The organism is Chloroflexota bacterium, from assembly GCA_016197225.1.
Taxonomy (GTDB): Bacteria; Chloroflexota; Anaerolineae; order Anaerolineales; family VGOW01; genus VGOW01.
The window spans coordinates 24541-48474 of record JACPWC010000122.1 but is presented as its reverse complement, the minus strand read 5'-3'; the positions used below and the strand labels follow the sequence as shown (position 1 = coordinate 48474).

At 58.1% G+C, this 23934-nt stretch carries 19 protein-coding genes and 1 pseudogene; 16 read left to right on the top strand and 4 right to left on the bottom strand.

What is annotated here, in order from left to right:
- Nucleotides 1-10: 10 nt before the first annotated feature.
- The gene (locus HYZ49_20760) at nt 11-205 is read right to left on the bottom strand and encodes a hypothetical protein (protein ID MBI3244717.1); all 195 of its coding nucleotides are present in this window, start codon (nt 203-205) and stop codon (nt 11-13) included.
- Between the two features lie 218 nt (nt 206-423).
- Here HYZ49_20760 and rpsB point away from each other — a divergent pair, with 218 nt between their 5' ends.
- The 11 genes and pseudogenes from rpsB to yedA all read left to right on the top strand — a co-directional run bounded on the left by rpsB (nt 424) and on the right by yedA (nt 10458).
- Entirely contained in the window at nt 424-1314 is an 891-nt protein-coding gene (gene rpsB, locus HYZ49_20755; protein ID MBI3244716.1) for a 30S ribosomal protein S2, read from the top strand.
- Between the two features lie 3 nt (nt 1315-1317).
- Nucleotides 1318-1854 carry a translation elongation factor Ts gene (gene tsf / locus HYZ49_20750; protein MBI3244715.1) on the top strand — a complete coding sequence of 179 codons (537 nt, stop codon included), beginning with the start codon at nt 1318-1320 and terminating at the stop codon, nt 1852-1854.
- 63 nt (nt 1855-1917) lie between these two features.
- Nucleotides 1918-2634, top strand: coding sequence for a UMP kinase (locus HYZ49_20745; GenBank protein MBI3244714.1), 717 nt, complete (start codon nt 1918-1920; stop codon nt 2632-2634).
- Nucleotides 2635-2712: 78 nt separating this feature from the next.
- Nucleotides 2713-3132, top strand: coding sequence for a large-conductance mechanosensitive channel protein MscL (gene mscL, locus HYZ49_20740; GenBank protein MBI3244713.1), 420 nt, complete (start codon nt 2713-2715; stop codon nt 3130-3132).
- A gap of 193 nt (nt 3133-3325) precedes the next feature.
- A complete protein-coding gene (frr, locus tag HYZ49_20735; protein MBI3244712.1) occupies nt 3326-3883 on the top strand; it encodes a ribosome recycling factor in 558 nt (185 codons plus the stop codon).
- Complete coding sequence (locus tag HYZ49_20730; protein MBI3244711.1) at nt 3883-4599, top strand: isoprenyl transferase; 717 nt, start codon at nt 3883-3885, stop codon at nt 4597-4599. The genes frr and HYZ49_20730 overlap by 1 nt, the downstream gene beginning before the upstream one ends.
- A complete protein-coding gene (locus HYZ49_20725) occupies nt 4565-5467 on the top strand; it encodes a CDP-archaeol synthase (GenBank protein MBI3244710.1) in 903 nt (300 codons plus the stop codon). Before HYZ49_20730 ends, HYZ49_20725 begins: the two co-directional genes overlap by 35 nt.
- A gap of 74 nt (nt 5468-5541) precedes the next feature.
- On the top strand, nt 5542-6534 hold the full coding sequence (gene glpX / locus HYZ49_20720; protein MBI3244709.1) for a class II fructose-bisphosphatase: 993 nt from the start codon (nt 5542-5544) through the stop codon (nt 6532-6534).
- A gap of 235 nt (nt 6535-6769) precedes the next feature.
- Nucleotides 6770-8071, top strand: coding sequence for a transcription termination factor Rho (gene rho / locus HYZ49_20715; protein ID MBI3244708.1), 1302 nt, complete (start codon nt 6770-6772; stop codon nt 8069-8071).
- Between the two features lie 154 nt (nt 8072-8225).
- On the top strand, nt 8226-9263 hold the full coding sequence (gene ada, locus HYZ49_20710) for a bifunctional DNA-binding transcriptional regulator/O6-methylguanine-DNA methyltransferase Ada (GenBank protein MBI3244707.1): 1038 nt from the start codon (nt 8226-8228) through the stop codon (nt 9261-9263).
- A gap of 268 nt (nt 9264-9531) precedes the next feature.
- Nucleotides 9532-10458: pseudogene (gene yedA / locus HYZ49_20705) on the top strand (drug/metabolite exporter YedA).
- A gap of 54 nt (nt 10459-10512) precedes the next feature.
- On the opposite strand, the gene HYZ49_20700 reads toward yedA, so the two are convergent.
- Nucleotides 10513-11376: a fumarylacetoacetate hydrolase family protein gene (locus tag HYZ49_20700; GenBank protein MBI3244706.1), complete on the bottom strand. Its 864-nt coding sequence runs from the start codon at nt 11374-11376 to the stop codon at nt 10513-10515.
- A gap of 128 nt (nt 11377-11504) precedes the next feature.
- On the opposite strand from HYZ49_20700, the gene HYZ49_20695 reads away from it, so the two are divergent.
- From HYZ49_20695 to HYZ49_20685, 3 genes are all read left to right on the top strand, one after another.
- On the top strand, nt 11505-12044 hold the full coding sequence (locus HYZ49_20695; GenBank protein ID MBI3244705.1) for an NUDIX hydrolase: 540 nt from the start codon (nt 11505-11507) through the stop codon (nt 12042-12044).
- A 72-nt stretch (nt 12045-12116) separates the two neighbouring features.
- Nucleotides 12117-12812: an SOS response-associated peptidase gene (locus tag HYZ49_20690; protein MBI3244704.1), complete on the top strand. Its 696-nt coding sequence runs from the start codon at nt 12117-12119 to the stop codon at nt 12810-12812.
- Between the two features lie 13 nt (nt 12813-12825).
- Nucleotides 12826-13797 carry a quinone oxidoreductase gene (locus HYZ49_20685; GenBank protein ID MBI3244703.1) on the top strand — a complete coding sequence of 324 codons (972 nt, stop codon included), beginning with the start codon at nt 12826-12828 and terminating at the stop codon, nt 13795-13797.
- Nucleotides 13798-13935: 138 nt separating this feature from the next.
- On the opposite strand, the gene HYZ49_20680 is transcribed toward HYZ49_20685, so the two are convergent.
- Entirely contained in the window at nt 13936-17427 is a 3492-nt protein-coding gene (locus tag HYZ49_20680) for a restriction endonuclease (GenBank protein MBI3244702.1), read from the bottom strand.
- Nucleotides 17428-17507: 80 nt separating this feature from the next.
- The gene (locus tag HYZ49_20675; GenBank protein ID MBI3244701.1) at nt 17508-19721 is read right to left on the bottom strand and encodes an ATP-dependent RecD-like DNA helicase; all 2214 of its coding nucleotides are present in this window, start codon (nt 19719-19721) and stop codon (nt 17508-17510) included.
- Between the two features lie 125 nt (nt 19722-19846).
- Between HYZ49_20675 and HYZ49_20670 the strand changes: the two genes are divergently transcribed.
- Together HYZ49_20670 and HYZ49_20665 are read left to right on the top strand one after the other, a co-directional pair.
- Entirely contained in the window at nt 19847-21058 is a 1212-nt protein-coding gene (locus tag HYZ49_20670; protein MBI3244700.1) for a S1 RNA-binding domain-containing protein, read from the top strand.
- Between the two features lie 312 nt (nt 21059-21370).
- Nucleotides 21371-23905, top strand: a complete 2535-nt coding sequence (locus tag HYZ49_20665; GenBank protein MBI3244699.1) for an ATP-dependent Clp protease ATP-binding subunit — start codon at nt 21371-21373, stop codon at nt 23903-23905.
- The last annotated feature ends 29 nt before the right edge of the window (nt 23906-23934 follow it).

The window sequence follows — 23934 nt, the reverse complement described above, 5'->3', positions numbered from 1 at the left end:
GCTGACCGCCCTACGCGGCGGATTGAGTGACGGCGGGCGTGGCGCTGAAGAGAGGCAGGGCAGTGGCAATCGGCCCCGGGCCGATCGCCGTTCGCGAAAAGGCAACGAACAACAGCCCGCCCAGGACGATTAAGGCCAACATGCACACACACAAAAAGGCGGCCAACCCAACCGCAATCGCAATCGTCGTTCCTCGTGATGACATTATCCAATCTCCAATTCTCTGCGTGAGGCGTCCAACTTCCAACCGCGATTATAGCCCATCCCTTGCCGCCCTCTGGTTCGTATGGTATCATTTGCCCATCCCGTTCTGCGGGAAATTTTCACGCCTCTTAGACTTTGCCAGTCGTGCCGCGTAGGCCACGCGGCTCTGGCCGAGAAAGAAGAGAGGCGGCCGACTAAAACGAAAAAGGAGATTCCTCAATGGCCGTCATTTCTATGAAAGCCCTGCTCGAAACGGGCGTCCACTTCGGCCACCGCACCAAGAAGTGGCACCCTCGGATGAAGCCCTACATCTTCACCGAACGCAACGGCATCCACATTATTGATTTGCAACAGACTCTCGCTTCACTCGACCAGTGCTACAACCTGGTGCGAGACACCGCCGCGCGCGGGGGAACCATTCTCTTCGTGGGCACCAAGCGCCAGGCGCAAGAGGCGGTTGCCAAAGAAGCCGAACGGTGCAACACGCCTCACGTCACCAACCGCTGGCTGGGCGGCATGATCACCAACTGGCGCACCATGAAAGAGCGTCTCGACGAAATGAAGCGGCTCGAGAACAGCCGCGACAAGGGCGACTTTGAGTTGATCACCAAAAAAGAAGGCCTGATGATCACCCGCGAGATCGCCAAGCTTCAGGAGCGGTTGGGCGGCATCAGCATCATGAAAAACGTGCCCGACCTGTTGTTTGTGGTGGACGTGCGCCACGAGCACACCGCCGTGCGCGAAGCCAACATCATGAGCGTGCCGGTCATCGCCCTGGTGGACACGAACTGTGACCCGTCGAACGTGGACTACGTCATCCCGGCCAACGACGACGCCATTCGCGCCATCAAACTCATCGTCGCCAAAATGGCTGATGCCGTCATTGAAGGCCGGGCGGCCTACAAAGAAACTCACGGCGAAGAAACCGACAAAGGCGAAGGCGGCCAGTATGCCGAGATTGAAGAGAAAGATGAATCACTTCTCGGCGCGGCTACTCTGGCCAAGCTGGCTAGCGGCGAACTGGCGTTTGAGGGCGAGGCGGCTGTCGCCGAGGCGGCCGTTGAGAATGAAGCCAACGACAATGTTGAAACGAGCGAGGGCGAGGCTTAACTTATGGCGATCTCTGCGGCTGATGTCAAGAAACTGCGCGAGGCCACCGGCGCGGCCATGCTCGACTGCAAAAATGCGCTGGAACAGAACAACGGCGACTTTGGCAAGGCGATGGAATGGCTCAAAGAAAAAGGCCTGGCCAAAGCCGCCAAGAAGGCCGACCGCCTCACCAAAGACGGGCGGGTGGAAGTCTACGTTCATCCCGGCAACCGGGTGGCGGTGATGGTGGAAGTCAATTGTGAAACCGACTTTGTGGCCAAGACCGAAGCCTTCCAGAACTTCACCCACGAACTGGCTCTGCACATTGCCATGGCCAACCCGAAGTACCTGGATGTCGCCGACGTGCCGCAAGCTGAACTGGAAGCGGTGAAAGCCGAAGGCCGCCCGGCGGAAAAATATTACGAAGAGGTCTGCCTGCTCAAGCAACCGTTCGTCAAAAACGAGTCGATTGCCATCGGCCAGATGCTCACCGAGGCCATCGCCGCCATCGGCGAAAACATGAACATCCGGCGCTTTGCCCGGTATGAGTTGGGGAATTAAAACAGGGACGGGTAACCACAAGTTACCCGTTCTTTATTATCTGCGCTGGCTCTGGAGACCGGAATGGCACTTCCCAAATATAAACGGGTGTTGTTGAAACTTGGCGGCGAGGCCCTCTCCAAACCCGGCGGCCAGGGCATTGACCCGGACGAGGCCGCCTTCCTGGCCGAACGCATCAAGGCCGTGAAGGCCGACGGCATCGAAGTGGCCGTCGTCATTGGCGGCGGCAACCTGTGGCGCGGGCGCGACGGCATCGAGCGCGGCATGGAACAAGCCACCGCTGATCACATGGGCATGATCGCCACCGTGATGAACGCCCTGGCCCTGCAAGACGCGCTGGAGCGGATCGGGGTGATGACGCGGGTGCAAAGCGCAATTGAGATGCGGGCCATCGCCGAGCCTTACATCCGCCGCCGGGCCATCCGTCATTTGGAAAAGGGGCGGGTGGTGATCTTTGCCGGGGGAACCGGCAACCCCTACTTCACCACCGACACTGCCGGGGCGTTGCGGTCAATGGAGATTGACGCCAACGTGATGGTGAAGGCCACTAAAGTGGATGGCGTTTATGACTCCGATCCCAAGACCAACCCCGACGCCGTCAAGTTTGACCACCTCACTTACATTGACGCCCTCAACAAACGGTTGAAGGCGCTGGATAGCACCGCCATTTCGCTGTGCATGGAAAACGACATGCCCATCCTCGTCCTCAACCTTTGGCACCCCGACAGTTTGCGGCGGGCCATGTTCGGCGAGCAAGTGGGCACGATCATTTCCCGGTAGCGCCGGCACAGGCGTCGAATTTGAAGGGTCTTTCCGGTTATTCGGATAGGCGCTTATTCACTTCCAGGAGGAGGAAGCATGTTCAACGAATTCAAGCAATTTGTCATGAGGGGTAATGTGCTTGACCTGGCCGTCGGCGTCGTCATCGGCGGCGCATTCGGCAAGATTGTGTCGTCTTTTGTCAACGACATTGTCATGCCGCCTATCGGCCTTTTGCTCGGCGGCGCGAATTTTAGCGATCTGTTTCTCACGCTCAAGGGCGGGCCGTTTGCAAGCCTGGCCGAGGCGCAGGCCGTTGGCGCGCCCACCCTCAACTACGGCTTGTTTATCAACAACATTATTGACTTTCTGATCATCGCCTTTGTGATCTTCATGGTTGTGCGCGTTGCCAACAGCCTCAAGAAGCAGGAAGAGGTCAAACCGGCCCCGCCGGCCGGGCCGACGAAGGAAGAGCAACTGCTCACCGAGATTCGCGACCTGCTCAAAGATCGACGCTAGAAAATTGTAGAGCGAGTTGTCAACTCGCTCCAACACAAATTAGAAAAGAGGCGGCCACCAGGCCGCCTCTCTGTTTGTGATACACTATCGCCGGGTTTGAAGCTGGCACGGCTTGTCTCGCAAAAATGCCCCTTTTGCGTTATGCTATGGCCTGCACGAAATCCCACTCTTTTATTCACAATTTGGAGAGACTATGGTCAAAGATGCCCTGCGTGAAACTGAAGATCGCATGAAAGGCGCATTGAAGTCGCTGGAAGAATCGCTGGCCACGGTTCGCACCGGGCGGGCCTCGCCGGCGCTGGTGGAAAAACTGCCGGTGGAATATTACGGCACGCCCACGCCTCTGATGCAACTTGCCACCATCTCGGCCCCCGAGCCGCGCCTGCTCACCATCAAACCATTCGACGCCACCTCCATCAAGACCATCGAGAAAGCCATTCTGGCCTCCGACCTGGGCCTCAACCCTTCCAACGATGGCAAGCTCATCCGGCTGGCCATCCCGCCGCTCACCGAAGAGCGCCGCCGTGACCTGATCAAAGTCGTGCATCACCGGCTTGAGGAAGCGCGAGTAGCCGTGCGCAATGTGCGCCGCGATGTGCACAACGACTTGCGCGACTTTGAGAAGGAAAAGATCATCTCCGAAGATGAACTGAAGCGCGGCGAGGAAGACCTGCAGAAGCTCACCGACAAGTATGTCGAGCTGATCGAAGCGACGGGGAAAAAGAAAGAAGAAGAGATCAAACAGATTTAATGGCCGACAAAAACGCCACACCCGTTCTTGAAAACGCCCCGTCTCACGTCGCCATCATCATGGACGGCAACGGGCGCTGGGCCAAACAACGCGGCCTGCCCCGCCAGGCCGGGCACAAAGCCGGAACCGACAACCTGCGCCGGGTGATCGAAGCCTGCGTCGAGTTCGGCATCCGCACCCTCACCATCTACGCCTTCTCCACCGAAAACTGGCGGCGGCCCGCCGAAGAAGTGAGCGGGCTGATGATGATCTTCGAGGAGGTTATTGATCGCGAACTCGATCAATTGAATCGCAATGGCGTCCAACTGCGCCACATCGGCAAGCTGGAAGGCCTCAAGCCCGCCTTTGCCGAAAAAGTGCGCCAGGCTATTAAGCTCACCAGGGGCAACAACCGCCTCGTCCTCAACGTCGCCTTCAACTATGGCGGGCGGAGCGAAATTGTGGAAGCCGTTCGGGCCATCGTCGCCGAGGGCACGCCGCCCGAAGCGGTGACGGAAGAACTGCTCAACAACCATCTCTACACCGCCGGCCAGTCCGACCCCGATCTGATCATCCGCACCAGCGGCGAGATACGCGTCAGCAACTTCCTCATCTGGCAAGGCGCGTATTCCGAATATTATATCGCCCCGGTGTACTGGCCCGATTTCGACAAAGAGCAACTACGACTGGCGCTCGAAGAATTTGCGAAACGCCACCGCCGGTTTGGCGGCCTCTAACGAACGGCCCGTTTCCTTCTTCATGCTTCGACAACGCCTGATTGTCACCCTTCTCCTCATCCCGCCAGGCATCTTTTTTATTTTTCAGGGAGGCTTTCTGTACTTTGGCCTCCTGCTTTGTTTCTTTCTGCCAGCCGCTCACGAGTACGCCCAGATCATGAGACGCGGCGGCTATCGCCCGGCTCAATGGCTGATCGTAGGCGGGACGTTTCTGTTGCTCCTGGCTCAATCGGCCCCCACGTTGTGGCCGGCTCTGGAACCCGAAGCGGCGGTGTTGAGCGGCGGGGCGCTGGCAATTTTACTGGTGGCGGCCACGGCCTGGCACCTGGTTGATTTCGAGCGCGGCGCTCAGGCCTCCGGCGCCGACTGGGCCATCACCGTGGCCGGTATGATCTACCTGGGCTGGATGGGCGGCTACTTTATGCTGGTGCGCGCTCTGCCCGCCGGCCTCTCGTGGACGATGACCATCCTGCCCGCCATCTGGTTCTCGGACTCGGGCGCGTATACCGTCGGCAGCCGCCTCGGCAAGCATCACATGTCGCCGCGCCTCAGCCCCAAGAAAACGTGGGAAGGATTCATCGGCGGCATCCTGTGGGGCGTGTTCTTCGGCGCCCTCTTCGGAGCGCTCGGCAGTTTCCGGGCTGGGCCAGACTCGGCGGTAGGGTTTCGCTCCGGCGCGGTGATCGGTTTGTTCGTATCGCTCGTCGGCACGTTGGGCGACCTGGGCATTTCTATGCTCAAGCGCCAGGTCGGAGTCAAAGACAGTAGCAACCTGCTCGGCGCGCACGGCGGCCTGCTCGACCGGATCGATTCGTGGATCGTCGCCGTGCCGCTTTCGTATTTTCTAATACTTCTATTTTTCCAATAGACGACGGACGAAAGACGATGGACGATAGCTTGTCGTCGGTCGTCTTGCCGCCCGCCGTCATCAGCGGAGCCTCTATGTCCCCGAACGAAGAACCCCAACGCAATCTGGCGCTTGAACTGGTGCGCGTGACCGAAGCGGCGGCCATGGCCGCCGGGCGGTTCATGGGCCGCAACGACAAAATCGGCGGCGACCGCGCCGCGGTCAATGCCATGCGTCTCGTCCTCAACTCGGTTGACATGGACGGCATTGTCGTCATTGGCGAAGGTGAGAAGGATGAAGCCCCGATGCTGTTCAACGGCGAACGGCTGGGCACGGGCCGCGCCCCGGAATTGGATATCGCCGTAGACCCGATTGACGGCACGCGCCTGCTGGCTCTGGGCCGGGCCAACTCGCTCTCTACTGTCGCCATCTCCGACCGGCACACCATGTGGAACCCCGGCCCGTTTGTCTATATGAACAAGATCGCTGTCGGCCCGGCGGGCAAGGGCATGATTGATATTGAGGCGACGCCGACGGTGAACCTGCGCTCAGTCGCCCGGGCCAAAGGTTGCGACGTGAACGACCTGACGGTGATGATCCTCGACCGTGAACGCCACGCCGGCCTGATCGCCGAAGTGCGTAAAGCCGGGGCGCGCATCCGGCTGATCACCGACGGCGACGTGGCCGGGGCGCTGATGACCGCCTGGCCGGACTCAGGCATTGACCTGCTCATGGGTGTGGGCGGCACGCCCGAAGGTGTCATTTCGGCTTGCGCCCTCAAGTGCATGGGCGGCGAGATCCAGGGCAAGATTTACCCGCGCAATCAGGACGAGATTGACCGGGGCGAGGCGCAGGGCTACGACCTGGACAAGGTGTTCACGATGGACGACCTGGTGGCCGGCGACAATGTTTTCTTTGCCGCCACCGGCATCACCGATGGCGAACTCTTCGACGGGGTGAAATATTACGGCTCGGGCGCGCGCACGCACTCGCTGGTCATGCGCTCCAAGTCTGGCACGGTGCGCGAGGTGACGGCCCGCCACCGTCTGGACAAGCTGATGCAGTTCTCGGCAGTAGCATTTGACTAATTGACACAGACCCGCCCTAATGCTACAATCGCCGCCAATCTAGGTAAATTGCTACAGCGTTCACCCCCATTCGCTGTTCGCCCCTCAAAATTTCAAGCAGGTTCTGTTTTTGTGAATTGCGCGTTACTACTCAATTGAGAGTTGAGGACACCAGCCTGATACCTGGCTGGTGCCCTACTTGTTGATTCCTGTTCAGGGCTTTGCCCATTCTTCAAACACACCCCGAGAACAATTTATGCCAGCCAAAGAAGACACAATTGATATTGCCAATCTTGAGAAGAAGACGCTTGACCAACTACGCGGCGTTGCCCGCGACTGGGAGATTACCAACTACAGTCGCCTCAAGAAGGATGACCTCATCATCCGCCTGCTGAGAGCCAACGCCGAAAAGCAAAACCTGGAACTGCGCGGCGGCGTGCTGGAGATTCTTGACGACGGCATTGGCTTTCTGCGCTCCGATCACTTCCTGCCCGGCGACGACGACATTTACGTCAGCCAGTCGCAGATCAGGCGCTTTGGCTTGCGAACGGGCGACATGGTGATCGGCCAGGTGCGCGCCCCCAAAGAGTCCGAAAAGTATTACGGCCTCATCCGGGTGGAGGCCGTCAACGGCGTTGACCCCGAGATTGCCAAACGCCGCCCCTCCTTTGAAAGCCTCACCCCGATCTTTCCGCTGGAACGTTTTGATCTCGAAACCGACCGCCACACCCTCGCCACCCGCTTGCTCAACCTCATCGCCCCCATTGGCAAAGGCCAGCGCGGCCTGATCGTTTCACCGCCCAAAGCCGGCAAGACCACGGTGCTCAAGCAGGTGGCCAATGCCATCTCGCATAACTACCCCGAAGTGCATCTCATGGTCGCCCTCATCGGTGAGCGGCCCGAAGAAGTGACCGACATGGATCGTTCGGTGGACGCCGAAGTAGTGGCCAGCACGTTTGACGACCCGGTGCAGTCGCACGTGCGCGTGGCCGAGATGGCCCTCGAACGCGCCAAACGGCTGGTGGAGGCTGGCCGACACGTCGTCATTTTGCTCGACTCGCTTACCCGCCTGGCCCGCGCCTACAACCTCGTCGTCAACCCGTCGGGCCGCACCCTCTCCGGCGGCCTCGACCCGGCCGCCCTTTACCCGCCCAAGAAATTCTTCGGCGCGGCCCGCAACATCGAAGAAGGCGGCTCGCTCACCATCGTTGCCACCTGCCTGGTGGACACCGGCTCGCGCATGGACGACGTGGTCTACGAAGAATTCAAAGGCACGGGCAACATGGAACTGCACCTCTCGCGCAAACTGCAAGAGCGCCGCATCTTCCCGGCCTTCGATATTGAGCGCTCGTCCACCCGCCGCGAAGAGCTACTGCTTGGCCCCGACATCACGCCCCGTGTCTGGCTCATCCGCCGCATGTTCGGCCAGATGATTGGCACGCCGCCCAACGGCGCCGGCATGGACATCACCAACGCCACCGAAGCCATCATCCAGAACATGGCCCAGACCTCGAACAACGTAGACTTCCTGGAAGGCATTGGCAAGAACGGCTTCTGATACCCGGATAACTTGAGAGGTCTCCGGCCCTGCTTTGAGCGCAAGAATCGGATAGACGACGAAGCGCCTTTGTTTTATGATGACGGTTGACGATGGACGAACGACGACTCCATCGTCAACCGTTTTTTCGTCTGTCGTCGAGCAAAGGTGAACGATGAACGACAATCAACGCTGGCAAGCCGTGCTAAACCGCGACTCTCGCGCCGACGGCAAATTTTTTACGGCAGTGCTGACCACCAAAATCTACTGCCGCCCGTCGTGCCCGGCCAGGCATCCACTGCGAAAGAACGTCGCCTTCTATCTTTCGCCCGCCGAGGCCGAGCGGGCCGGGTTCAGGCCGTGCCGCCGTTGCCGCCCGGACGAGCCGGACTCACAGGCCGAACAGGTTCAGCGGGTGTGCCGCTATATCGAGTCGCATCTTGACGAGCAGTTGACTCTCGACGAGTTGAGCCGGCAGGCTAACCTGAGTCCCTTTCACCTTCAGCGCACGTTCAAGAAGCTGGTCGGCGTCTCGCCCCGAAAATATGCCGAAGCCCAAAGGATGAAACGGCTGAAACAACAGTTGAAAGCCGGGGAAACAGTGGCGGCTTCACTTTATGAGGCGGGCTATCGTTCGAGCAGTCAGCTATACGCCAATAACCATTTGGGCATGACGCCGGGCGATTTCCGGCGAGGAGGAATGGGAATGAAGATCGGTTACACAATTGTCGGCTCGCCGCTGGGGCGAATGATGGTGGCTGCCACCGAGCGCGGCGTGTGTTTTGTGGGCTTCGGCGACTCGGATGAGTCGTTGATGTCGGAGTTGAGGAAGGACTATCCGACGGCGGAAGTTCAACGCAATAAGACCGGTTTCAGCAAGTGGGTGAACGCCATTGTGGAGAATCTCAACGGGCGGCGGCCTCACCTTGATCTGCCGCTTGACGTGCAGGGCACGGCCTTTCAACGGCAGGTGTGGGATGCGTTGCGGGCAATTCCCTACGGCCGCACTCGCACGTATGGCGAAATCGCAAAGTCGCTCGGCAGGCCAAACGCGGCGCGGGCGGTGGGCCGGGCCTGCGCCACCAACCCGGCCTCGATTGTGATCCCGTGTCACCGGGCGGTCGGCTCAAATGGCGACTTGACCGGTTATTACTGGGGCGTGGAGCGAAAGAAGAAACTGCTGGCTAAAGAGGCCGGGCTGGCAAAAAAATAAACGCCTCGTTGATAAAATTTATGGCGGGCAGACACCAAGCGTGCTTCGCAAAACACTTGGTGTCTGCCCGTTGGTTTAGGTTGACGTGACGGATTAGCTTCTTTAAACCTTATCGGGAATAACATTGTGACGCTCCCCAACCGCGCCCTTCGCGAAGCATCCCAGTGAGACGCGGTTGGCCGCCCGCGAGGACGCGGGCTATGAGCTTATTTCCAATAAGGTCTTTTGTTTTGTGATGGTCACCTTGAAAGGAAACGCAATGAATTCAATGAATTTGGGCCGGCGAAAGTCGGCAGGGGGAAACTTGGCTGAGGGACTGGCGGCGCTATTAGCGCCCATCCGCAACAACGGCGGCGTCCTCCTGGCTCTGCTGTCGCTCTAGATCATCTGGGGATCAACTTATCTTGGCATTCGTTTTGCGCTTGAGAGTTTTCCGCCATTTCTCATGGCGGCGATTCGATTTTTGATCGCAGGTGGAAGTTTGTTCTTCTTCCTGCGCTGGCGCGGCGAGCCGATGCCCACTCGCCAGCAATGGCTTGGCTCGGCGATTGTGGGCGCGTTACTGTTGGGCGGCGGCAACGGCGGCGTGACCTTTGCCGAACAGTGGGTGTCATCCGGTTTGGCCGCCGTGTGGATTGCCACCATGCCGCTCTGGGCGGCCCTGTTCTCCGGCCTGCTGGGGCGCTGGCCTACGCGCTGGGAATGGGTTGGGTTGACGCTGGGCTTTGTCGGCGTTGGCCTGCTGAACTTTGAAGGCAACTTGCGCGCCAACCCGATCGGCGCGATCTCTCTCACTGTGGCGACCATTTGCTGGGCGCTCGGCTCGGTGTGGAGCCAGCGACTCTTATTGCCCAAAGGCATGATGGCCAGCGCGGCCCAAATGCTGGCCGGTAGCCTCGTCTTGTTTGCTCTGAGCCTGATCGGCGGCGAACGCCTCGCCAGCCCGCCGACGATTCGATCTGCGTCCGCGCTCCTGTATCTCGTGGGCTTTGGCTCGCTCATCGGCTTCAGTTCGTATGCCTACTTGTTGCGCCGGGTGCGGCCCTCGCTGGCGACAAGTTACGCTTATGTGAATCCAATCGTAGCTGTAGGACTGGGCGTGGTCTTTGCCAAAGAAAGTATCAGCGGCATCGGCCTGCTGGCGATGTTTGTAATTTTGAGCGGGGTGGGGTTGGTGGTGCTAAAGCGACGATAGACTATGGACGACAGACGACCGTCGTCCATAGTCCGTCGTCCGTTGTCTGTCGTCTTATCCAGCAATCCGATTTCGAATCGTCCCCACTCCATCCACCTCACACTCCACCAAGTCGCCCGGTTTGAGGAACTCCGGCGGCGTCCGGGCAAAGCCGACTCCGCTGGGGGTGCCGGTGGCGATTACGTCGCCCGGCTCCAGCGTCATGCCACGCGACAGACTCTCGATCAGCGCCGGTATCTTGAAGATCATTTGCGAGGTGTTCGCCTCCTGCTTGATGACACCGTTCACCCGGCAACGAATGCCCAGAGCGTGAGGGTCGGCCACTTCGTCGGCAGTCACGATCCACGGCCCCATCGGACAAGCCCCGTCCAAACTCTTCCCTTTGAAAAACTGGCTGTGCGCCGATTGCAGGTCGCGGGCGCTCACATCGTTGATGACAGTGTAACCGAAAACGTAATGCATCGCTTCGGCCTGCGAGATGTTTTTGCCACGCCGCCCGATGATCACTCCCAGCTCGGCCTCCCAGTCAATCTGAGTCGAAACTGCCGGATCGAACGGAATGTCGCTGTACGGGCCGTTGACGGCGTGGGTGGCTTTGGTGAAGAACACCGGCACTGCCGGAATCTTTGCCTCGCGCCCGCGCGCCTCCGCTGACTCTTTGGCGTGCTCGACGTAGTTCAGGCCGACACAGATGATGTTGCGCCTCGGGTTTGGAATCGGAGCCAGCAATTGCGCCCCGGCCAGCGGCCCGGCCACCAACGCCCCGGCGGCCTGTGGCAGGGCGCTCAGGTTGGCATGGATGCCTGGCCCGGCGGCGATCAGGTCGAGCATCGAGAGGCCGTGCACGGCAGTGACCGTTTCATCGCGGACGAGGCCCAGAGCGGGCTGGTTATGATGGAGAAAGGTGACGAGGCGCATAGCGACTCCTTGATTGGTGCTACAATCTGCTTGGTAAGGCTATTATAAGACTGTAACCACAGATTACACGGATTTCACGGATTAAGAATCAAATCAGTGTAATCCGTGAAATCTGTGGCTCCTTTTCCATGACCGACTACCAAATCGTCGAATCCAAAACACTCTTCGAGTCTCCCCATGTTTGCGTCGTGATGGACACGCTGGAGCGGAATGGCCGCCGCTGGCCGTACTTTTACCTCGCCAGCCCGGTGGAAGCGGTGACGTGCGTGGCCCTGACAAACGACGGCCAAATCGTTCTCACCAAGCAATACCGCCACCCAATTCGAGCCGTGATTCTTGATCTGCCCGGTGGCGGGGTGGATGATGGCGAGCCGATTGAGGCCGCCGCCGCTCGCGAGTTGGAAGAAGAAACCGGCTTTCGCCCCGGGCGCATTGAACTGCTTTGCCGCTACAATCCCTTCCCCGGCTCGCTACAAGCCACAATGAACATCTTCTTTGCCGCTGACCTCACGCCGACAAAGCAGAATCTGGATCACGGCGAAGAGTTGGAAGTCGTGCTTCTGCCTGCCGCCGAAGTTTTGCAAATGATCGGGCGCGGCGAGTTCATTGACGGCTCGGTGCAGTTGGGGGTGTTGATGGCAGTGCAAAAAGGATTGATGCGTCTGTAGTCGTTGGACGAAAGACGACGGACGAAAGACGACGGCGCTTTCGTCCGCCGACCATCGTCCATCGTCATTTCCATGTGTGGCCGATTTACTCTCACCCTGAATCCTGACGTGTTGCGCGAAGTGTTTGAATTGGACAGTGTGCCAGCCGAGCTTGTCCCGCGCTACAACATTGCCCCGACTCAGCCGGTGGCCGCCGTGTTAGCTGGCGACGGCGGGCGAAAGTTGGAACTGCTCAAGTGGGGCCTGATTCCCTCGTGGGCCAAGGATCCCAAAATTGGCAATAGAATGATCAACGCCCGCGGCGAGACGCTGGCCGAGAAGCCGTCGTTTCGGTCGGCGTTCAAGAAGCGGCGGTGTCTGATCGTGGCCGACGGGTTCTACGAGTGGAAGAAAGAGGGCAAAACGAAAACGCCGATGTTCATCCAACTCAAAGACGGCCGCCCCTTTGCCTTCGCCGGATTGTGGGAAGCGTGGAAGTCGCCGGATGACACGTGGATCAAATCCTGCACCATCATCACCACCGAACCCAATTCGCTCATGGAAAAGATTCACGACCGGATGCCAGTCATCCTGCCGCCCAAAGCTTACGACCTGTTGCTGACGCCCGGCGAACTGCCCGCCGAGAAAACACTGCCGCTTCTCAAGCCGTTCGCCGCTTCGCAGATGAAGGCGGCGGCGGTTTCGACGCTGGTCAACAACCCGGCCTTCGACTCGCCGGAGTGTGTGAGGCCGGATAAAAACTTTCCGCTCTTCGCGCCTTCGCAGTGAATTTGGAGTTGCTATGCGCGCAATACGAGTTCATCAATACGGCGGCCCGGAAGTGTTGAGCCACGAAGAGATTCCAACGCCGCAACCGGGCGCGGGCGAAGCGCTGGTCAAGATAACGGCCATCGGGTTGAATTTCATTGACGTGTACCACCGCACTGGCCGCTACCCCGGCGCACTGCCGTTCACGCCCGGCGTAGAGGCCTCAGGTGTGGTGGAGGCGGTTGCCCCGGATGTGACCGAAGTCAAAGTGGGTGACCGAGTCGTTTACAGCCCGGTCCTGGGCGCATACGCCGAGTACGCCGTCGTGAAAGCCGCCAGCCTGGTCCCGGTGCCGGATTCTGTGGATGACCGGAAGGCGGTGGCGGCGATGGTGCAAGGGATGACAGCGCACTATCTCGCCTTCGACACCTATCCGGTGCAAAAAGGGGACACGGTGCTGGTTCACGCGGCGGCGGGTGGCGTGGGACTCCTGCTCACCCAAGTTACCAAGCGGCTCGGGGCGCGGGTGATCGCCACCGTTTCCACTGAGGCCAAAGCGCAGTTGGCCGGCGAGGCCGGGGCCGACGAGGTGATTCTGTATTCGCAAGCCGACTTTGAGGCCGAAGTGAAGCGCCTGACCGGCGGCAAGGGCGTGGCCTGCGTGTACGACTCGGTAGGCAAGACGACGTTCGAGAAAAGTTTGAATTGTTTGCGCCCGCGCGGTTATATGGTTCTGTACGGCGCGTCGAGCGGGCCAGTGCCGCCGCTCGACCCGATCACGCTGATGAACAAAGGCTCGCTCTTCCTCACCCGGCCCACCATCGGCCACTACAACCCCGACCGCGCCTCACTCCTCAAGCGGGCGAACGAAGTCTTCAACTGGATTGCTTCCGGCGAACTCAAGATTCGCGTCGAGCGGGCGTACCCGCTGGCCGAAGCGGCGCAGGCCCATCGCGATCTTGAGGCGCGATTGACAACGGGGAAGGTGGTGTTGGTACCAGGGTAGTTATGTGGTTTGGGCTTGGCTGTCAAAGGAGTAAGCTTTTCTTGCACGAGTAGCAGACCTCGCGGGTTTCCAAAACCCGCGAGGTCTTTTCATTCTCCCTCAATCATCCGCTCCACTTTCGCTTTGGCTTCGGCCAGACTATTCATCGGCTTCATCAGTCCGAAACTCAACGTCATACGACTTGACGTATTCCACTTCCTTTTTGCTCAACCCGTAAATCATCCCCAACAAGTCGTCAATCTGGTCAATGATGGCTTTGCTCTTGCGCGGGTAAAACTCTTGCAGGGTTATTTCTCCGGTTGGATAGCGACCGCGCCTGAGGGTCGAATGCTTCTTGTAGTCGCGCATCAATGCCTTCGCCAGTTTTTGAAGTTTTTCGTAAACAGGTTTGTGGCCGGCGTTGTGGGCAAACGGGAATGACGCAATCTCTTCGCGCATCAAGTGAAAGTCGTCTGAGTACAAGCTCCAAAACCAGAAGAAGAGCGACGAATTGAGAATGGCGATGATCGCATACTTCAGTTGATTGGATTGGGTCGAAAGCTCGAACAGGGTTGTAGAACGCCCTGCCTCGCCACCTTTGAGATACACAGGCGCAAAGTCGTAAGCCTTTAGCCAGTAGCGGCCAATGCCGTGATAAAAGAAAGGCGAGCCGCCTTCGAGATAATCGCCGATGCGATTCTTCTTTGCCGACAATTTTTGCAGGATCACCCGCCCTGCCTCGTCGCCCAATTTTGGCCAGCCGAGATCGCGCGGCAAATCCCCAATATCGGCGTAAGCGAGATTGGCGATCAGGCGCAGTTCCTGGCCCTCATGCCAGCGGTTGAAACGGGTGGATTTTAGGCTTGTTGAGGGTTGTTCAGAATCCGCCTTTCTCCGGGCAAACAATATCGTCACTCTTTGATCCACGTTCGGGAAAATCTTGGCGGGGCGGATTCCAAAGTTGGCGGCTATAACGTCCGAGAAGTTGTCCTCGACCCATTTGCGGAGTTTGCCCATCCGCTCAGAGCACACGAGCGACAGCGGCACAATGACTCCCAGCCTTCCACCATACGCCATTAATTTGCCGCTGATCTCCAGCATGTAGGCATAAAGGTTGCCAGACGACCCGCAGGCAAACGCTTTCTCATAGTAGCCTTTGGGGGATACGTCCACATAGGGCGGGTTAGAGAGGATGGCGTCGAAGCCCGGATTAGCGCCCCACTGCGAATTAGCCAAATCCACGAAGACTTCGGGAAATTCCAAGTCCCAATGAAAAAAACGTTGTTCAGCGTGGAAGTTGCGCGATTGATGAATAGCCTCGCGATACTGCGGCGATATTTTTGACTCATCCCCCATTACTGCACTTAGAGCGTCCTGGCCATATAACCGCAAAAAGTCTTTGGCATCTTTGACCCCGAATTGATGGCTGAGCCAGATGTCCAATACGCGCTTGTAGGGCAAAATCTCCTTTTCGAACAAAGCATACCTCTCGGCACTCTGCTCAACCTCCTCCAGCGTTGCATCAGTAAGTGTCGCGATATCGCGCATGAATGAGGTGGCGTTCAACATGCCTGAGAATGCGCTGCCAAACAAATGCCCCTGCGACAGCCCTTCGGAAACCCTTTTGCCATTGCGCGCCTTTGCCGGTTCGACTTCTAATTCTCTCTGAACAATTTCCGCTCGCGTGCCAATGAGCGAATTGCCGTGCCGCAGATGGTGATTCAAAAAAGACAGCGGCGCTCCAATGGTGAACGAGTCCAGCCATAACGCCAGTTTTGCCAGTTCAACCGCCATCAAGTTGAGATCAACGCCATAAATGCACCGCTTGATCACCATGCGCTTGAGCAAGTGTTTGTCGTCCAGTTGAGAAAGATCAGGTTCGATTCCCTGAGCGCGCAAGTTGTCGCAAATTTGTTGCCGCATTTGCTCTATCAATTTTATGATCGGGTTGGCCGGATACTCGGAGAGCAACATGGCAAACCGGTCGGTGAGGTAGCCAACCGCTTCAACAAGAAAATGCCCCGAACCCATTGCCGGGTCGCACACCCGGATATCCAACAAGGCGGAGATAGCCAATTCGCTTAGTTCGTTGCGCCGGTGTTGTAAATCACGGTTTCGCGCCGGGTTGGATTCGCGTTTTAGTTTCTTGCGCGTGCTTTCGAGTTTAGCCAGAATATCCCGAAACCGTTCTTCGCGGGCGGTCACAACCGGGCCGAGCGTGTTAGCGACAATATGTTTGACAATGTAATCGGGGGTATAGTACGAGCCGGTTGATTTGCGCTGGCCTTTATCATTCACCAGAACCGCTTTGTCCCGATCGAGGCGGGGTTGAAATTCAAGCAAACCTTCATAGATGCTACCCAGGTGTCGCACGTCTAAATCTTTGTAGTCAATAAAGCTTTCCTGGTCAGTCAGCTTGTCGTAACGCCGGGCGAGCAAGTCAATTGCGTCAGCCAGAAAACGATCAGCAACTTTCAGGTCTTGCAAGGTCACAGCGCCATTAAGCGGCTTGTCTGCAAACAACCCGCCATTGTAAACAGGCACGCGCAAAGCCGGGTCGCCCTTTGCCACCACTCGGAACAAACTTGCCAGGTTGTCCCAGATCAGCGTGCTGGTTTCGCCGAACGGCAACCCATCTGCCTTTTTCTGGGCGATGTTGCGGCACAACCGTGCCAGTGACAACTGCCCATAGCCGCTTGTATCTTGCATCGGCAGCAAGTTTCTCGACTCCGCATAAAACAGGAATAACAGGCGATACAGCACAACCAGCGTCGCCTTGTACAGCATGGCCAGAGCTTCTCTTGTGTCAGACTGGAGGCCTTTTTCGTTTTGCCGCCATGCCACAAACCCGGTGACAATGAGCGGCGCAACCTGCTCAAAGACAAGAGCCTTCAATTCGTCTTGAACCTTAACTGCGTATTCCACACTTTCGTTGAACACGCGATCGAGAAAACTCTTGTCCAAAGCTGGATCGATCCGATATGACTCTTCGCGAAAGAACAACACAAACAGGCGAAGCGCAATTTCGTCATCTGCTTCCAGAGCGGCAGATAGATCGATCTCCAAAAACGTCGTGGTGCGCGAACGCACCCGTTGGGCATACAACCGCCACGATTTGCCATTGGTGAGAATTCCCCAGGGCCGATCGGTGCTGACCAGATAGTTGATGATTTGAAAGCCGGGATTGGCGTTGCTGAGTGCGTCGCGGGAATCGTCAGGCGACTCGGCATCGAGCGAGCGCCCCCAATATTTTGCGTCGCAAATCGCCAATGCCAGCGAATAAAAGTCGGGCTTGCCTTTTCGGAGATAGGCCTGTTTTTTGGTTTCAGCATCGGCGAACAGGGCATAATCAGGGATGTTGCGCTTGCCGCTTTTTGCATACGACGCTTGCGTGATGTATTCCCAGCCAAGCTCATCAAGGACTGGTCGGATGAAGTCGCTTTCTGTCTGCGCTTCATTCCAGTTGTCTGCTACAGCCTTTGCTCTTGAATAGAGCTTTTTGATTTTGGCGATTGTCGCTGTCAAATCTGATTGCCATTCTGGAAACAAAGGCAAACGCTCGGCGAGGTAGTGGCTGGCAAATAGATTTTGGTTGTTGACCGAATCGGGGAGAAAAATTTTCGCGGGCGCGGCGCTGTTTCTTTTAGCCATATTTGAATGCCTTGCAACGAGAGGCAGAAATTGAATAACAGTTTGCTAGCATACAACAAAAATCAAATCTTGCGCGATTTTTATTTCTCGCGGAGGCGAACCTCCAACCCGCTAAACCTCTCCGCCACCGTCGCATTCCTCACCGCCATCGCCATCGCCTTGCGCGTGCCGACAAGCACGCACAGCTTTTTGGCCCGCGTCACCGCCGTGTAGAGCAGGTTGCGCTGGAGCATCAGGTAGTGCTGGGTGAGGAGGGGGATGACGACGGCGGGATATTCTGCGCCCTGCGACTTGTGAACCGAAACGGCGAAGGCGTGAACCAACTCGTCGGCCTCCAGCCAGTCATATTCCACCTGCCGCCCGTCGAAGTTGAGCATCAGCGTTTGGTCTTCCAGGTCAATTGCCGTCAGCCGCCCGATGTCGCCGTTGAAGGTGTCCTTGTCGTAGTTGTTGCGCGTCACCATCAGCTTGTCGCCCACGCGGAAGATGCGGCTCGCCAGCTTGCGCTCCAACTTTTTGGCCGTAGGCGGGTTGAGGGCCTCTTGCAGACGCGTGTTCAAATTCGCCACGCCCACCGCGCCGCGATACATCGGCGACAACACCTGCACATCGTTCACGGCATCCAATCCAAACTTGGCCGGGATCCGGTTTTGAACAACGTCCACCACCCAGTTGGCGGCTTCTTCCGGGTCTTCGACGGTGAACAGGAAAAAGTCTTTGGCGTCGTTCTGAATGATCGGCATCTCGCCCTTGTTGATGCGGTGGGCGTTGGTGATGATCAAACTATCTTGCGCCTGGCGGAAGATGACCGAGAGCCGGGTAACCGCCGCCGTGTTCGAGTCGATCACGTCGCGCAAAACGTCGCCCGCGCCCACGCTCGGCAGTTGATCCACGTCGCCCACAAGCAACAAATGTGTCAGCGGGTCGAGGGCCTTGAGCAGGTTGTTCATCAACAGCAGGTCAATCATGCTGGCCTCGTCCACGATCAGCATGTGGACGGGCAGGGGCTTCTCTTCGTTGTGGTTGAAGCCGATGCCGGGCTGAAAGCCAAGCAGGCGGTGAATGGTCTTGGCCGGGCGGCCGGTGGCCTCGCTCAGCCGTTTGGCGGCGCGGCCGGTGGGCGAGGCCAGAGCATACGCATGTTTCGTCGCGTCCAACACCTGGATGAGAGTCTTGAGCGCCGTCGTCTTGCCAGTCCCCGGGCCGCCGGTGATGACCGACACTTTGTTCTCCAGCGCCCGTTTGATCGCCGACTGCTGTTCTTCTGAAAGCTGGCCGCTGACTTTGGCGATCAGCGCGCTCAAGTCTGCGTCGCGCAAATCGTTGAGATAAGATGCGGACGACTGCATCATCTTCGTCAGGCGATTGGTGACGCCGATCTCGCCGAAGTAAAAGGGAGCCAGGTAAACCGCCTGCTCCTCCCGGACCGTTTTCGTGTTCCCACCCCTCAACTCTTCGATTCGCAACGCTTCTTTTTTGATCCGGCCCTCGGTCAACAAACGATCAATGGCCGCCCCGACCGAGTCGGCTGACACTTCGAGCAGTTCGGCGGCGGTCGTCGTCAGCTTTTCCAGCGGGCTGTAAACGTGGCCTTCGTCCGAAAGTTCGCCGAGGGCGTAAGCCACGCCAGCGTCCACGCGCGAGGGCGCGTCGGGCGGCAGGCCAAGCTGGCGGGCGATCTTGTCGGCGGTCTTGAAGCCGATGCCGTAAATGTCCCGCGCCAACCGGTACGGGTCATTCTTCACAATCTGCTCGGACATGTTGCCGTACTGCTTGTAAATTTTCACCGCCAGCCCGGTGGACACGCCGTGCCCTTGCAGGAAGATCATCACGTTTTTGATGGCCTTCTGCTGGCCCCAGGCGACTTCGATCAGGACCGCCTTTTTGGGGCCGATTCCCAGCACGTCGCGCAGGTCGCGCGGTTTTTCATCAATAACCTTGAGCGTCTCGGCCCCGAATTTTTTGACGATGCGCGCCGCCGTTTTTGGCCCGATGCCTTTGATGAGGCCCGACCCGAGGTAGCGCTTGATGCCCTCGACCGAGGCCGGGAGAATCTGCTCGCACTTTTCGGCTTTGAACTGCTTGCCATATTGAGGGTGAGCGGCCCAAACGCCCTCCAGCCGCAGGCTCTCGCCGGCGTTCACTTCGGGCAGGTTGCCCACCACCGTCAGCAGGTTGTCTTCAGGATCAGAAAAGGCCGACCGGGCACCGGACGGTCGGAGCCGCAAGACGGTGTACCCGGTTTCTTCGCTGTAATAAGTGATACGTTCGACAATGCCTTCCAGAGAGTCCATAAGCCGGCCTCAATTGTATACCGTCTGCAAGGCCGCGCTGACCTGCTTGACAGGGTCAGATGAGTAAAAATGGGCTGTAGGTTGCGATTCCATAGATTCCGCCTTATAATGCCGATCAACACCTATTGGATGGAGAAAATGAGTTAATGGAGCAAAGCCCACAAAACGTCGGGAGCGAGGGCGAGGCGCACCCGATGACTAGTCTCCTCGAGTCAGGGTTTGGCATGAGCCAACTGACAAAAGGAGAAGTTCGCGAAGGCAAGATCACACACATCACTCACTCTGAAATTTTGGTGGATGTTGGCGCCAAAAGTGAGGGTGTGATCAGCGGCAAAGAACTGGAGCAGATGGACGCTCGCATCCGCGAGAGCCTCCAGGTCGGCCAAGATTTGCTGGTTTATATCGTTGATCCAGAAGATGATAACGGCAATATTATCCTGTCGTTCAGCCGCGCCCAGCAAGAGCGTGACTGGCGGGACGCTGAAGACCTGCTGGACAGCCAGACGGTATACAAGGGCCTGATTGCCGGGTATAACAAAGGCGGCCTGATCGTCAAAGTGGGCAATGTGCGCGGTTTTGTGCCGGCGTCGCAAATGGGGCCAGCCCGCCGCCGCCGCATCGAAGGCGACACCCCAGAGCAGAAATGGGCCAAGATGGTAAGCGAGCCGATCATGGTCAAGGTAGTGGAAGTTGACCGTGAGCGCAACCGTCTCATTCTCTCGGAACGCGCCGCCGCCAAAGAAAGCCGCGAGGCGCAACGGGAGCAGTTGCTCTCTGACCTCAAAGAGGGCGACATTTGCACCGGGCGTGTAATCTCCATTGCCCCATTCGGCGTATTTGTGGATGTGGGCGGGGCGGACGGCCTGGTGCATCTGTCTGAACTGACCTGGAAGCGCATTGAGCACCCTAAAGAAATCCTCAAAGTCGGCCAGGAAGTCAAAGTGCAAGTTTTGAGCGTGGAGAAGGATCGCAAACGCATTGCCCTTTCAATGAAGCGACTGGAAGGTGACCCGTGGTCGCGCATCACCCAGCAATATAAGATCGGACAATTGGTCGAGGGCACGATCACCAAGCTCACCAAGTTCGGGGCGTTCGCCCGGATCAAGGGCAATGACGAAATCGAAGGCCTGATCCACATTTCCGAACTCTCGGATGGCCGGATTGCCCACCCCAAAGACGTGGTGCAGGAAGGCCAAACTTACGCCTTGCGTATCGTCAAAATCGAGCCGGACAAACGGCGGATCGGACTGAGCCTGAAAGAAGTTGGCTCCTCACGATACCTTGAGAGCGACTGGGAAAGCGCCGCAGATGACATCCCAGACGACGAGCAAGAGTAAGCCAAATAAGATGCAAACCGCGCGCGGGCAATTTCACCCGCGCGCGGCTTCTTTATACACAATATTAGAATTTCGTAAAAGAATCATCCAAATCCCCATCGCAGTACAATTGGCTAGATTAATCCGGGTTGATTGGCGGTACAATATACGCACCTTGAAATCACCCCATAAGTTTGCTTGCGCGGCGAGTTTGCATCAATACTCGCCGCCTCTCATCTAACCGAATGACATTGAAAGGATGAGGGGCGAAGATTACCATTGAAGCAGTTTTGTTTTTGAAAGTAACGGGAGGATAAATCCGTGACCGATAAAATGCAGCGGTTCACCCAACGAGCGCGCCGGGTGTTGAGCCTGGCTCAGGAAGAAGCCGAACGCCTGCGACATAACTACATTGGCACCGAGCATTTACTACTCGGCCTGATCCGCGAAGAAGGCGGCGTGGCCGGGCGCGTTTTGCGTGAGCTAGGACTTGAACAACGGCGTGTGCAGGAGATGGTCGAACGCCTCAGCGGCCCCGGCCAACGCAACAAGCCGGCCAGGATCGATCTGGCCCCCGGAACCCGCCGCACCCTGGAATTGGCCATTGACGAAGCCAAACGCATGGGCCAGCATTACATCAGCACCGAGCACATCCTGCTTGGCCTGGTGCGCCACAATGAAGGCGTGGCCATTGATGTCCTCAATAAACTTGGCATCTCGCCCGAACAGATTCGCCGCCAGACCCGGCGCGTTCTGCAAGAGAATCCCCAGCAACCTGCCACGCCCAGTTCAACCACCCCGCAAAAGCAAACCGCCGGCGGCGCGCCTGAGAAGAAGAAAGACACCAAGAGCAAAACGCCGCTTGTCGATCAGCTTGCTACCGACCTCACCGCCCTGGCTGAGGACAACAAGCTTGACCCGGTCATTGGCCGCCAGAGCGAGATCGAGCGCGTCATTCAAATCCTCGCCCGCCGCACCAAGAACAACCCGGCCCTCATCGGCGAGCCAGGCGTGGGCAAGACGGCCATCGTCGAAGGTTTGGCCCAGCGCATCATTGCCGGCGACACCCCCGAACCCCTGCTTGGCCGCCGCGTCCTGCAACTCGACGTCGGCTCGCTCGTGGCCGGAACCATGTATCGCGGCCAGTTTGAAGAGCGACTCAAGCGCGTGATCGAAGAAGTCAAGATCTCGAACTCGATCTTGTTTATTGACGAAGTTCACATGCTGGTCGGCGCCGGTTCAGCCGGCTCTTCCGTGGACGCCGCCAACATCCTCAAGCCCGCCCTCTCACGGGGGCATATTCAAGTCATCGGCGCGACCACCCTCAACGAATACCGTAAGCACATTGAAAGCGACGCCGCCCTTGAGCGCCGCTTCCAGCCAGTCACCGTGGACGAGCCGACCATCGAAGAGACGATCAGCATTTTGCACGGCATCAAATCGCGCTACGAAGATCACCACAAGCTCACCATCACCGACGACGCCATTGACGCCGCCGCTCACCTTTCGGCCCGCTACGTGCCCGACCGCTTCCTGCCCGACAAGGCCATTGACCTGATTGACGAAGCCGGGTCGCGGGTGCGAATGTACAAGAGTCCCGAAGCCAAGAGTTTCAAAGACACCATGTCCGACCTGCGCCTGGTGCGTGAAGAGCGGGCCATTGCCGTCGAAGAAGCGCGTTATGACGACGCTCAGGAACTGCTGGCTCGCGAAACCTCACTTGAAGAAAAACTCAGCCAACTGCGCGCCGGCTGGGATCAAGCCTCCATGCCGGTCGTCAGCGCCGCCGACATCGCCGAAGTGTTGGGCATGTGGACGGGCATTCCGGTAGTTCAAATTGCCACCGAAGAGTCCGAGCGCCTGCTTCATATGGAAGAGGATCTGCATAAACGCATCATCGGCCAGGATGAAGCCATCAGCGCCATTTCTCGCGCCGTCCGCCGCGCCCGCGCCGGCCTCAAAGACCCCAAGCGCCCCATCGGCTCGTTTATTTTCCTCGGCCCCACCGGAGTCGGCAAAACCGAGCTGACCAAAGCCCTGGCCGCCTTCATGTTCGGCAGTGAAGATGCTATTATTCAATTAGACATGTCGGAATTCATGGAGCGGCACAGCGTCTCCCGCCTCGTCGGCGCTCCCCCCGGCTACGTGGGCTACGAAGACGCCGGCCAGTTGACCGAAGGCCTGCGCCGCCGCCCGTATTCGATCGTCGTCTTTGACGAGATCGAAAAGGCCCATCCCGAAGCCCACAACATGCTTCTGCAAATCATGGAAGAAGGCCAGCTTTCGGACGCGCGCGGCAAGAAGGTGAGCTTCCGCAACGCGATGATCGTCATGACCTCCAACGTCGGCGCCGACATGATCAAGCGCCAGGCGGCGCTGGGTTTTTCGATGAAGCGCGACGAGGCCAGGGCCGAGCAAGAGTCGTACACCGACATGCACAAGAAACTGACTGAGGAACTTAAGAAGAGTTTCCGCCCCGAGTTTCTCAACCGGGTGGACGGGGTGGTGGTCTTCCGCTCGCTCAACAAGGCCGAGATCGTTCAAATCGTTGACCTGGAACTTGACAAGGTGCGCGAGCGATTGGCCGAGCGCGAACTTAAGTTGGAAGTGTCGGACGAGGCCAAACAGCATTTGGCCGACGCCGGTTACAACCCCGATTACGGCGCTCGCCCTCTGCGCCGGGTGATTCAGAACAAGGTGGAAGACGGCGTGTCGGACGCCCTGCTTCGCACCCACGCCACGTCGGGGAGCACAATTTACGTTGACTTCAAGGATGGTGAGATCTCGATCCGGGCTGAAGGGGCGACCGACGGCGGCGAAGAAGGAAACGCTGAGAGAGAGATCGCGGATATTCTTTCACCCCTTTAGTCTAAAATTCGGTTTTCAATTCCGAAAAA

Excerpts from the sequence above, each read along its gene's own strand:
- HYZ49_20760 (MBI3244717.1), bottom strand. The coding sequence starts at position 205 with ATGTCATCACGAGGAACGACGATTGCGATTGCGGTTGGGTTGGCCGCC.
- rpsB (MBI3244716.1), top strand. The coding sequence starts at position 424 with ATGGCCGTCATTTCTATGAAAGCCCTGCTCGAAACGGGCGTCCACTTC.
- tsf (MBI3244715.1), top strand. The coding sequence starts at position 1,318 with ATGGCGATCTCTGCGGCTGATGTCAAGAAACTGCGCGAGGCCACCGGC.
- HYZ49_20745 (MBI3244714.1), top strand. The coding sequence starts at position 1,918 with ATGGCACTTCCCAAATATAAACGGGTGTTGTTGAAACTTGGCGGCGAG.
- mscL (MBI3244713.1), top strand. The coding sequence starts at position 2,713 with ATGTTCAACGAATTCAAGCAATTTGTCATGAGGGGTAATGTGCTTGAC.
- frr (MBI3244712.1), top strand. The coding sequence starts at position 3,326 with ATGGTCAAAGATGCCCTGCGTGAAACTGAAGATCGCATGAAAGGCGCA.
- HYZ49_20730 (MBI3244711.1), top strand. The coding sequence starts at position 3,883 with ATGGCCGACAAAAACGCCACACCCGTTCTTGAAAACGCCCCGTCTCAC.
- glpX (MBI3244709.1), top strand. The coding sequence starts at position 5,542 with ATGTCCCCGAACGAAGAACCCCAACGCAATCTGGCGCTTGAACTGGTG.
- rho (MBI3244708.1), top strand. The coding sequence starts at position 6,770 with ATGCCAGCCAAAGAAGACACAATTGATATTGCCAATCTTGAGAAGAAG.
- ada (MBI3244707.1), top strand. The coding sequence starts at position 8,226 with ATGAACGACAATCAACGCTGGCAAGCCGTGCTAAACCGCGACTCTCGC.
- HYZ49_20700 (MBI3244706.1), bottom strand. The coding sequence starts at position 11,376 with ATGCGCCTCGTCACCTTTCTCCATCATAACCAGCCCGCTCTGGGCCTC.
- HYZ49_20695 (MBI3244705.1), top strand. The coding sequence starts at position 11,505 with ATGACCGACTACCAAATCGTCGAATCCAAAACACTCTTCGAGTCTCCC.
- HYZ49_20690 (MBI3244704.1), top strand. The coding sequence starts at position 12,117 with ATGTGTGGCCGATTTACTCTCACCCTGAATCCTGACGTGTTGCGCGAA.
- HYZ49_20685 (MBI3244703.1), top strand. The coding sequence starts at position 12,826 with ATGCGCGCAATACGAGTTCATCAATACGGCGGCCCGGAAGTGTTGAGC.
- HYZ49_20680 (MBI3244702.1), bottom strand. The coding sequence starts at position 17,427 with ATGGCTAAAAGAAACAGCGCCGCGCCCGCGAAAATTTTTCTCCCCGAT.
- HYZ49_20675 (MBI3244701.1), bottom strand. The coding sequence starts at position 19,721 with ATGGACTCTCTGGAAGGCATTGTCGAACGTATCACTTATTACAGCGAA.
- HYZ49_20665 (MBI3244699.1), top strand. The coding sequence starts at position 21,371 with ATGCAGCGGTTCACCCAACGAGCGCGCCGGGTGTTGAGCCTGGCTCAG.